Below are 9,353 nucleotides of genomic sequence, written 5' to 3'. Positions count from 1 at the left end.
AAGCTAAGCCTTTCAGCGCCGATGGTACTGCAGGGGGGACCCTGTGGGAGAGTAGGACGCCGCCGAACAATTTTTCAGCTCCGGTTCCCGAACCTCATGGTTCGGGAACCGGAGCTTTTTTGCGTTCCCGCACGGAATGGCGCACGGGAAAGCTCACAAAAGGCGAATGCGGAAAAGCTCATGGTCCGGGCCCCGCGCATCTTTCGACCCGTCCACTTATGGCGTTTACGCTCGAAGGATGCGTTATGACCTCATCATCTTCGACAACGACGGTGTGCTCGTCGACAGCGAGCCGATTTCCAACACCATCCTTTCCGCCTACCTCACCGAACTCGGCCACCCCACCTCGTACGAGGAATCCCTGCGCGACTACATGGGCGCCGCGGTGCACCGTGTGCACGACCTCGTAAAGGAACGGACCGGGCAGCTCCTCCCCGAGGACTTCGAGACCACCCTGCACGCGCGCGTCTTCGAAGCCTTCGAGCGGGAGCTGGAGCCGGTCGCCGGCGTGGACGAGGTGCTGGGAAAGCTGACCGCCGACGGGACCCCGTACTGCGTGGCCTCCTCGGGCAGCCATGAGCGGATTCGCGTCGGGCACCGCAGGACGGGCCTCGACGAGTGGTTCGAAGAGGAGTGGATCTTCAGCTCGCAGGACGTCGGCAAGGGCAAGCCGGCCCCCGACCTCTTCCTGCACGCGGCCCGTGAGATGGGGGTGGCGCCCGAGCGCTGCGCGGTGATCGAGGACAGTCCGCTCGGCGTCCAGGCCGCGGTCGCCGCCGGTATGGACGTGTACGGCTTCACCGCCATGACCTCGGCCGAGAAGCTGACCGGGGCCGCCGGCCTCTTCGCCCGCATGGAAGAACTGCCCGCCCTCCTCGCGTGATCCCCTGACCTCGTAAGCCCCACAAGCCCCGTAAGCCCGCTCTCCAGCCCCATCTCCCCCTGCTCGCCCCGGTGGCCCCACTGCCCAGTCGTAAGCCCCGCTCTGCGCCGTACGGCCCGCCCGATACGGTGACGGGCATGAGCGGCCGCGCACAGCTGATGTGGGACGAGGCAGTAACGGGCTACGACTTCGGGCCCGGCCATCCGATGGACCCGGTCCGGCTCGCGCTGACCATGCGGTTGGTGGAGGCGTACGGACTCGACCGGGGGCCTGACGCGGTGGAAGTGGTGGCCGCCAAGGCCGCGGGGATCTCCACGCTGCGGCTCGTGCACCGTGAGGACTACATCGACGCCGTACGGAAGGCTTCGGCCGACCCAAAGGCCGCCGACGCCGCTTACGGGATCGGCACCGAGGACGATCCGGCGTTCGCGGGGATGCACGAGGCATCGGCGCTGATCGCGGGCCAGTCGGTGGGCGCCGCGGAAGCCGTCTGGCGCGGCGAGGCGCTGCACGCGGTGAACTTCGCGGGCGGCCTCCACCATGCGATGCCGGGCGGCGCCGCCGGTTTCTGCATCTACAACGACGCCGCGCTCGCCGTCGCGCGGCTGCTGGAGCTGGGGGCCGAGCGCGTCGCGTACGTGGATGTGGACGTGCACCACGGCGACGGCGTCCAGGCCGCGTTCTGGGACGATCCGCGGGTCCTGACGATCTCCCTGCACGAGCACCCCCGGACGCTCTTCCCGCAGACCGGCTGGCCCGAGGAGACCGGCGGCCAGGGGGCCGAGGGCAGCGCGGTGAACGTGGCGCTGCCGGCCGGTACCGGGGACGAGGGGTGGCTGCGGGCCTTCCACGCGGTGGTGCCGGACCTGCTGGCCGCTTTCGGGCCCGATGTCCTGGTCACGCAGCACGGGGCGGACACCCACTTCGAGGACCCGCTCGCGCACCTGGCGGTGAGCCTGGACGCGCAGCGGGCGGTGGCGGCGGCCTGCCACGACCTGGCGCACGAGAGCGCCGGCGGCCGGTGGGTCGCGCTGGGCGGCGGCGGTTACGCGGTGGTGGATGTCGTACCGCGCACCTGGACCCACCTGGTGGCGATCGCGGCGGGCCGTCCGATCGAGCCCACGTCCCTGGTGCCGGAGGAGTGGCGGCACGAGGTCTTCCGGCGGACGCGGCAGGATGGGCCGTACCGGATGACGGACGGGCGCGGTACGGGCTGGCGGGACTTCATCGGCGACGGGTACGACCCGGCCGACCGCCTGGACCAGGCGGTGCTGGCGACGCGGCGGGCGGTCTTCCCCGCGCACGGGCTGCTGCCGTAAGGATTCAGCACCGTTTCCGAGGGGCCCTGCTGCGTGCTTTCGTGTGACTTCTGGGGGATTCGGGAATGCGACGGGTGCCGAGGCGCCAGCATGGGCCCCGTGTGGGGCACTGGTACGGGCGCGGGCGCGGCGGCGGACGCCGAGGCGTTGAAAGCGTATGTGGTCAGGGCGCGGCTCGCGGGGACGATCGCGACCTCCAGGGAGAAGAGCCTGACGCGCTACCGGCTCTTCGCGGCCGGCGACCCACGCGTGCTGATCGGTCTTGAGCCCGAGAATGACTGGTCTGTGAGTGAAGTGCTTCAGGTGATGGCTGAGCAGTGTGGAGTTTCGGCCGATCCCGGGCATACTTCCGGCCCAGATGTGATCGATCCTGGCTGTACGCTCGTGGGGCTCGATGCGTTCGCCGACCGGCTCGGCGCGGCGGCCGCCCGGCACGCTCCGGTACTGATCGGAACGGGTCACCCGCACCGGCTGCTGGGCTTCTACGGCGGCTTGGCAGACGCGTTGTCGGCGGCGGGATGCCCCCTTCTCACCCCGGCGTATGGCCACTGTGTCGACATAGCGACCCGATTCGGGGTACGCACGTACAACCTTGACTACGTACGGGGAGTCGCGCTGATGCGCGAACCGGGCGTGCGGCGCACCGCCGGTGAGCCGGGCGTGCACACCCACTCCCCCCTCCCGGTTCGTACCGCCCTCGACGCCGCCGCAGACGCCGGGGGACCGCTTCCCGAGCTGGTGATCGGTGACCACGGATGGGTCTGCGGAGCAGGTCAGCTGGGCTTTGAGGCCATCGGACTGGCGGATGCGGACGATCCCGCGCTGTTCGTCGGGCAGGCGGAGGGGCGGGTGTCCGCCGTAGTTCCGCTTGATGACGCTGTGCGGTCTGATTACTACCGACCGCTTACTCGCTATGTACTCAATCGAGCGTGTCTGTCACAGTAGGCGGCCGATCGCTGCTCCTCTTCCCCACTCGCATCACCCGCCCCTAACCTGGGGAGTGAGCGCACAGCGACGGGGAGTCACCGGAGGGGAAGCCGGTGCCCGTCATGTGCGGAAGGTTCAGGTGTGTCATGGCTGCAGACCAAAGGCCTCTCAATGAGGTCGTGTTCCTGACCGTGGCGGAAGTCGCCACGGTGATGCGAGTGTCGAAGATGACCGTGTACCGCTTGGTGCACAGCGGTCATCTGCCCGCGATCCGAGTGGGGAGGTCGTTCCGGGTCCCGGAGCAAGCGGTGCACGACTACCTCCGTGAGTCCTATGTGGGGGTGGAATCGGCCTGAGGGGCTCAAGGTGACCCTCGGATTACGCCGTAGGCTCGACGGCGGGTAGGCTGGCCCGATGTAGGTAGTGTGGGCTCGGACGCCCCGCACCGAGTGATACGAAGTGAGCGAGGGTAGTCGTGGGCTCTGTTATCAAGAAGCGGCGCAAGCGGATGGCCAAGAAGAAGCACCGCAAGCTGCTCAAGCGCACCCGTGTTCAGCGTCGCAACAAGAAGTAAGCAACGCTGATCGCGATTCCGCAGCCCCCCACCGCAGTAGGCGGTGGGGGGCTGCGGTGCGTTTTTTCGGGGCCGCTTTGCGGTGCACTCGGTGGGCGCCGCCCGGATGAGCGCGGGAACTGCGGCCGTACGGGATTCGGACGCCGGCTTCGAGCGCGGCGGAAGGCGGCACCCGGAACGCGCGCGGGTTACCGCCACCGTACGGATACCGGCAGGCCCTATCGGCCCGTACGGATGCCCGGACGGCCTTACCGGGCGGTCGGTGCGGTGGGGCGTTCCGGCCCTGGCGGAGTACGGGAAATGGGTGGACCGCGGGAGCGCCCGGGGCTTCGGCGGCGCGGAAAAGTCGGCCGACGGCATGGGCAAAGCTGGGGCCAAGGCTTGAAATGTAGCTCAGCGCATCCCGCGGTCATCACAGCGCAACAACGACCCGATAGCGTGGCCGCACAGCTCGGCTCACGCGAGGGACAAAGGGCGGGAAGGAAGGGCTGATCTTGGGAAAGGTCGTGCTCGTCACGGGAGTCGCACGGCAGCTGGGGGGCCGGTTCGTACGACGCATTCAGCGCGACCCCGATGTCGGCCGGGTGATCGGAGTCGACGCCGTAGCGCCCGAGCACCATTTGGGCGGGGCCGATTTCCTCAAGGCCGACATCAGGCATCCGGCCATTGCCAAAGTGCTGGCCGAGACCAATGTGGACACGGTGGTCCACATGGACATCAACGGCACGCCGCTCGGCGGCCGTGGCAGCCGGGCGACGGTCAAGGAGACCAATGTCATCGGCACCATGCAGCTGCTCGGCGCGTGCCAGAAGGCACCGCACGTCAAACGGCTGGTGGTGAAGTCCAGCGCCAGCGTCTACGGCTCCGCGCCGCGCGACCCCGCCGTCTTCACCGAGACCACACCGCCGAAGTCGCTGCCCAGCGGCGGCTTCGCCAAGGACGCGGTCGAGGTCGAGGGATACGTCCGGGGCTTCGCCCGGCGCCGGCCGGACGTGGCGGTGTGCGTACTGCGCTTCGCCAACATCCTCGGGGCGTGCGCCGACTCGCCGCTCGCCGAGTACTTCTCGCTGCCCGTACTGCCCACGGTCCTGGGCTACGACCCGCGGTTGCAGTTCGTCCACGAGGATGACGCGATCGAGGCGCTGTGCCTGGCCGCCGGCAAACCGCGCCGCGGCACGCTCAACAGCGGCACGTTCAACATCGCGGGGGACGGCGCGCTGCTGCTGTCCCAGTGCTCCCGGCGGCTGGGCCGGCCCACGCTGCCGCTCTTCCTGCCGACCGTCACCTGGGCCGGTTCCGCGCTGCGCTCGGTCGGCATCACCGACTTCTCGCCGGAACAGATCCGGATGCTCACGCACGGCCGGGTCGTCCAGACGACCCAGATGCGCGAGACACTGGGGTTTCACCCGAAGTACACGACGGCGGAGTCCTTCGCGGAGTTCGCCCGCAGTCGTGGGCCCGGGCTGCTGCCGCCCGAGGTCCTCGCCCGTACCGTCGACCGGCTCGCCGCCGTGCTGCCCGCACGCAGCGGCCCGACCCAGTGAGGAGTTCACCCACGATGGCGGACGCCAAGGTCATTCCCTTCGGCGAGGAGCCCCGGTCGCGCAGAAAGCCCAAACGGCCGGGCCGCGGAGGCCGCCGTACGCCGCTGGCGCCCGTACCGGAGCCGCGGGGGCAGGAGCGGGCGGCCGGGGCGCCGCAGGAGGCGCCGGGGGCCTCCCTGGAGCAGCGGATCGCCGGGGGCCTGCGGTTCCTGCGCAGACGGCTCACCGGCGAGTACGAGGTCGACGACTTCGGCTACGACCAGGAGCTGACCGACCAGGTCCTGATGTCGCTGCTGCGGCCCTTCTACGAGAAGTACTTCCGGGTCGAGGTCAAAGGGATCGAGAACATCCCGTCCGACGGCGGCGCGCTGATCGTCGCCAACCACTCCGGGACGCTGCCCCTGGACGGGCTGATGCTCCAGGTCGCGGTGCACGACCACCACCCGGCCGACCGGCACCTGCGGCTGCTCGCGGCCGATCTGGTCTTCGTACTGCCGGTGATCAACGAGCTGGCGCGCAAGGCCGGGCACACGCTGGCCTGCGCGGAGGACGCGCAGCGGCTGCTGGAGCGCGGTGAGGTCGTCGGGGTGATGCCGGAGGGCTTCAAGGGCATCGGCAAGCCCTTCGCGGACCGCTACAAGCTCCAGCGGTTCGGGCGCGGCGGCTTCGTCTCCACCGCGCTGCGGGCCGGGGCGCCGATCGTGCCGTGCTCGATCGTGGGCGCCGAGGAGATCTACCCGAAGATCGGCGACGCCAAGACGCTGGCCCGGCTGCTGGGTTTCCCGTACTTCCCGCTGACGCCGACCTTCCCGTGGTTCGGGCCGCTGGGCCTGGTGCCGCTGCCGACGAAGTGGACGATCCAGTTCGGGGAGCCGATCCCGACGGACGGCTATCCGGCGGAGGCGGCGGACGATCCGATGCTGATGTTCAACCTGACGGACCAGGTGCGGGAGACGATTCAGCACACCCTGTACAAGCTGCTGGTGCAGCGGCGTTCGGTCTTCTTCTGACCGCCGGTCTTCTTCTGGCCAGCGGCCTTCTGACGACCGGTGTTCCTCTGGTGGCCGGTGTGCTGCCGACGGCGTACGGCTGAGAGGCCGCGCGGGCCGGGGACGGTCCGCGGCACGCGCGACGCCCCGGCGCCGTGGGGTGGCGCCGGGGCGTCGCACGGAGGTCCGCCGCGGGCGGGTCAGCCCAGCGGGTTCGTGCCGTCCAGGCCGATGTCCGGCAGCAGGCCGGGCAGCAGGGGCGGGATCGTGATGTCGGGCTCGTGGGGCGTCTCCTTGCCCGAGCCCTTGCCGTCGGGCGCGGGGGTGCTGGTGTCGGCGGGCGGGTCGAGCAGGCCGCCCGTGCTGCCGCCGAGCAGGCCCTCTTCCTTGTGGGACGGGGACGAGGCCGGCGAATGCCGGGGCTCGTGGGAGTCGTCCGCCTTGCCGGACGAGGAGGTGCCGCTCTCCCCGGACGGCGACGGGTGCTCCGTACGGCCCTGGGCCGCGCCCGGCGCGGGCGCCTCGGGGGCGCTTTCGCGGTGGCTCTCGCCGCCCGGGTGCCTGGGCAGCAGGGAGCGCAGCGGGCCGACCTCTTCGTCTATGGCGTCGAAGACCGAGCTGACCTCGTCGCGTACGTCGGTCAGCTGGGCCGGGAGGCGGTCGCGCAGCCGGTCCCAGCTGTCGCGGTGCGACTTGGTGAAGGAGTTGAGCGTCTGGATGGGGCCGAGGGAGCCGTCGCGCTCGTACTCCTCGTGGAGGAGGCGGTGGCCCTCGCCGGCGTCCTGCTTGACGCCGGACAGCGCCTTGCGGATCTCGCCGAGCGACTCGTGGTCGAGGGGGCCGGACCGGCCGCGCTCCATGAGGCGGTGGGCCTCGAACATGCGCGTGGACGCCTGGTCGAGGAAGAGCCGGCCGCGGTCGGACTCGCCGTCCGCGAGGCCCAGCTTCAGATCCTCCATGCCGCGCTTGAGCCCGTACAGGGAATCGCCGGGAAGGGCGTCGGAGCTGGCGGCGGCGACGCCGCTGAAGGCGCCCGCCGCGACGCCCACCGTCAGGCCGCCCGCCGCGAGTCCCTTGGACAGCCGGGACCTGGGGCGCAGCCGGCCCAGGGACTTCGCGGCGCGGTGCGCGCCGCGGGACCCGCGCTGCTGCGGCACCCGTGTGTCGTCGGACGCGCCGCTTTCGGCGAAGGCCGCCTCCATCGCCGCGATGAGCTGGGCCCGGTGGACGGTCCTGACCTCGGGGTCCAACTCCGGCTTGGGGAGTTCTCCGAGGGTGTCGGCGACCGCCAACAGCCTTGCTTGTCCGCACGCTTCCGCCGGTGTGCCGACCTCGTCCTCGGCCGCCGCGCCCGGAAGGACCTGATCCTCCAGGGCCTGGGCGAAGGCGTTAGCCCGCCGGTGCACCGATACGTTCGCGATCACGGGCGGCACCTCCTCTCGTCATCCCACTCGACTCCCCGGACTGGCTTGACTATCCAGACTGGCCGGAAGGTTGCACACCTTGCTCGCATCCACTCGATCGAGTGAGAGGGTGCGGGCATGGCGTGACCGCAGGGAGCCTGCGTTTTGCACAACGAGCGCCGCGGCACTTGGGTTACGCACTCACGATGATCTGACCGAACGGTCACGAACGATCACCTGCAGTCAGAAGGCGCGGTGACCGCCGCCGGGCGTGTCAGCGGCCGCGGGACCGCGTACGGCGGTGACACGGGCGTCAACATCGGGCCGGGAGATTCAGGCGATCGGTGCGGCGCTCCAAGCGTTAGTCCTGGCGGTGGGACGCAAGGGCGGCCCGGAGCGGCGAGGCAGGCGGACGCGCAGGTGGGAGCGGGTACGGGGAGGGCGGACCGGGATGCGGCAGACGGCACCGACGGCGGCCCGGGACCGCCGTGACGGCGGTCAGCGGGCGTCGTCCGGGAGCAGCCGCGCCAGGGTCCGTACGGCCCGGTACTGGAGCGTCTTGATCGCGCCCTCGTTCTTCCCCATGACGCGCGCGGTCTCCGCGACCGACAGGCCCTGGAGGAAGCGCAGCGTCACGCACTCCTGCTGCTGCGGGTTGAGCTTGCGGACCGCCTCCAGCAGCGCCGCGTTGGACAGGGACTCCAGGACCGAGTCCTCGGGGCTGCGTTCGACCTCGTTGGCGTCGAGCATCTCACCGGTGGTGACCTCCAGCCGGAAGCGCGACGACTTGAAGTGGTCGGCGACCAGGTTGCGGGCGATCGTGACCAGCCAGGCGCCGAAGTCGCGGCCCTGCCAGGTGAAGGTGCCGATACGGCGCAGGGCGCGCAGGAACGTCTCGCTGGTCAGGTCCTCGGCCGTGGCCCGGCCGCCCACCCGGTAGTAGATGTAGCGGTAGACCGTGTCGGCGTACTGGTCGTAGAGGCGGCCGAAGGCTTCCGCCTCGCCGGCCTGGGCGCGCTCGACGAGGTCCATCATGCGGCGGCTGTCGCTGTCGGCGGGGCGCCGGGCGGCGGGCGAGCCCGCGCCGCGGCGGGATCTGCCGCCGGCCTTGCTGACGGTGGTGGTGCTGCCGTCGGCCAGGGCGTAGCAGGGGCCGGCGGGGGCGGCTGTGGCGAATGCGGGGACGGCGATCGCGGTGGGGACAAAACTGCGCAGGTGGTCGACGAGTGTCGTACGCAGCGTAGCCAGGCCCGAGGCGTCAACCCCGACGTGTGGGTACACGGGACTCCCAGAGGCAGAGCTTCCATCACGTGCAGTGCGGAACCGTTCACCCGTCGTAGGGACGCGTGGGTACCGGTTTGCGTCTGAGGAGAATAACGCTTCGTACAGGCAGCGCTACACCCAGTTGCTCAAATCATCGATTACTTCTGGTCCGTTACGGGTTCGTGCCCGTTCAAGTATCGATTCCTGAGCAGATATTGATCAGAAAGGAACGTGATCTGCCTGGTTGCGGGGCGTGTTGTGGCGGACCGTTGGGGGCGGGACTGCGGGGGGTGGGGTGGGGGTATGTAACGGGGATGCGCGTTGGGTGCGCGGGTTTTCTGTTCGCGCTTTGCGCGGGGGGTTGCGCTGTCGCGCGGGTCGCGTTGGATTCGTTCTGGGGGCGGGGGTGCGCAGGGGGCCAACTCCTCGACACCGTGCACGGCGACGGGGG

At 70.2% G+C, this 9,353-nt stretch carries 9 protein-coding genes; 7 read left to right on the top strand and 2 right to left on the bottom strand.

What is annotated here, in order from left to right:
• The first annotated feature begins 238 nt into the window (after positions 1–238).
• From ACFV57_RS42290 to ACFV57_RS42260, 7 genes are all read left to right on the top strand, one after another.
• Positions 239–883, top strand: coding sequence for an HAD family hydrolase (locus ACFV57_RS42290; protein WP_385244509.1), 645 nt, complete (start codon positions 239–241; stop codon positions 881–883).
• Between the two features lie 137 nt (positions 884–1,020).
• The gene (locus ACFV57_RS42285) at positions 1,021–2,202 is read left to right on the top strand and encodes an acetoin utilization protein AcuC (RefSeq protein WP_385244506.1); all 1,182 of its coding nucleotides are present in this window, start codon (positions 1,021–1,023) and stop codon (positions 2,200–2,202) included.
• A gap of 90 nt (positions 2,203–2,292) precedes the next feature.
• Positions 2,293–3,147: a phosphatase gene (locus ACFV57_RS42280; protein WP_385244503.1), complete on the top strand. Its 855-nt coding sequence runs from the start codon at positions 2,293–2,295 to the stop codon at positions 3,145–3,147.
• A gap of 128 nt (positions 3,148–3,275) precedes the next feature.
• Complete coding sequence (locus ACFV57_RS42275) at positions 3,276–3,485, top strand: helix-turn-helix domain-containing protein (RefSeq protein WP_014144137.1); 210 nt, start codon at positions 3,276–3,278, stop codon at positions 3,483–3,485.
• 119 nt (positions 3,486–3,604) lie between these two features.
• Positions 3,605–3,703, top strand: a complete 99-nt coding sequence (locus tag ACFV57_RS42270; RefSeq protein ID WP_003948845.1) for a 30S ribosomal protein bS22 — start codon at positions 3,605–3,607, stop codon at positions 3,701–3,703.
• 494 nt (positions 3,704–4,197) lie between these two features.
• Complete coding sequence (locus tag ACFV57_RS42265) at positions 4,198–5,247, top strand: NAD-dependent epimerase/dehydratase family protein (RefSeq protein ID WP_385244500.1); 1,050 nt, start codon at positions 4,198–4,200, stop codon at positions 5,245–5,247.
• A 14-nt stretch (positions 5,248–5,261) separates the two neighbouring features.
• Positions 5,262–6,257 (top strand): lysophospholipid acyltransferase family protein, encoded by a 996-nt coding sequence (locus tag ACFV57_RS42260; RefSeq protein WP_385244497.1) that lies wholly within the window; start codon positions 5,262–5,264, stop codon positions 6,255–6,257.
• A gap of 179 nt (positions 6,258–6,436) precedes the next feature.
• Here the strand turns inward: ACFV57_RS42260 and ACFV57_RS42255 are convergent, their stop codons facing one another.
• Both ACFV57_RS42255 and ACFV57_RS42250 read right to left on the bottom strand, forming a co-directional pair.
• A complete protein-coding gene (locus tag ACFV57_RS42255) occupies positions 6,437–7,660 on the bottom strand; it encodes a DUF5667 domain-containing protein (RefSeq protein ID WP_385244494.1) in 1,224 nt (407 codons plus the stop codon).
• A gap of 477 nt (positions 7,661–8,137) precedes the next feature.
• The gene (locus ACFV57_RS42250; protein WP_385244491.1) at positions 8,138–8,920 is read right to left on the bottom strand and encodes an ECF subfamily RNA polymerase sigma factor, BldN family; all 783 of its coding nucleotides are present in this window, start codon (positions 8,918–8,920) and stop codon (positions 8,138–8,140) included.
• Positions 8,921–9,353: the final 433 nt, after the last annotated feature.

The organism is Streptomyces sp. NPDC059788, assembly GCF_042732265.1.
Classification (GTDB): Bacteria; Actinomycetota; Actinomycetes; order Streptomycetales; family Streptomycetaceae; genus Streptomyces.
Note: the sequence above shows the minus strand (reverse complement) of the source record. Positions and strands in the feature narration are given on the sequence as shown.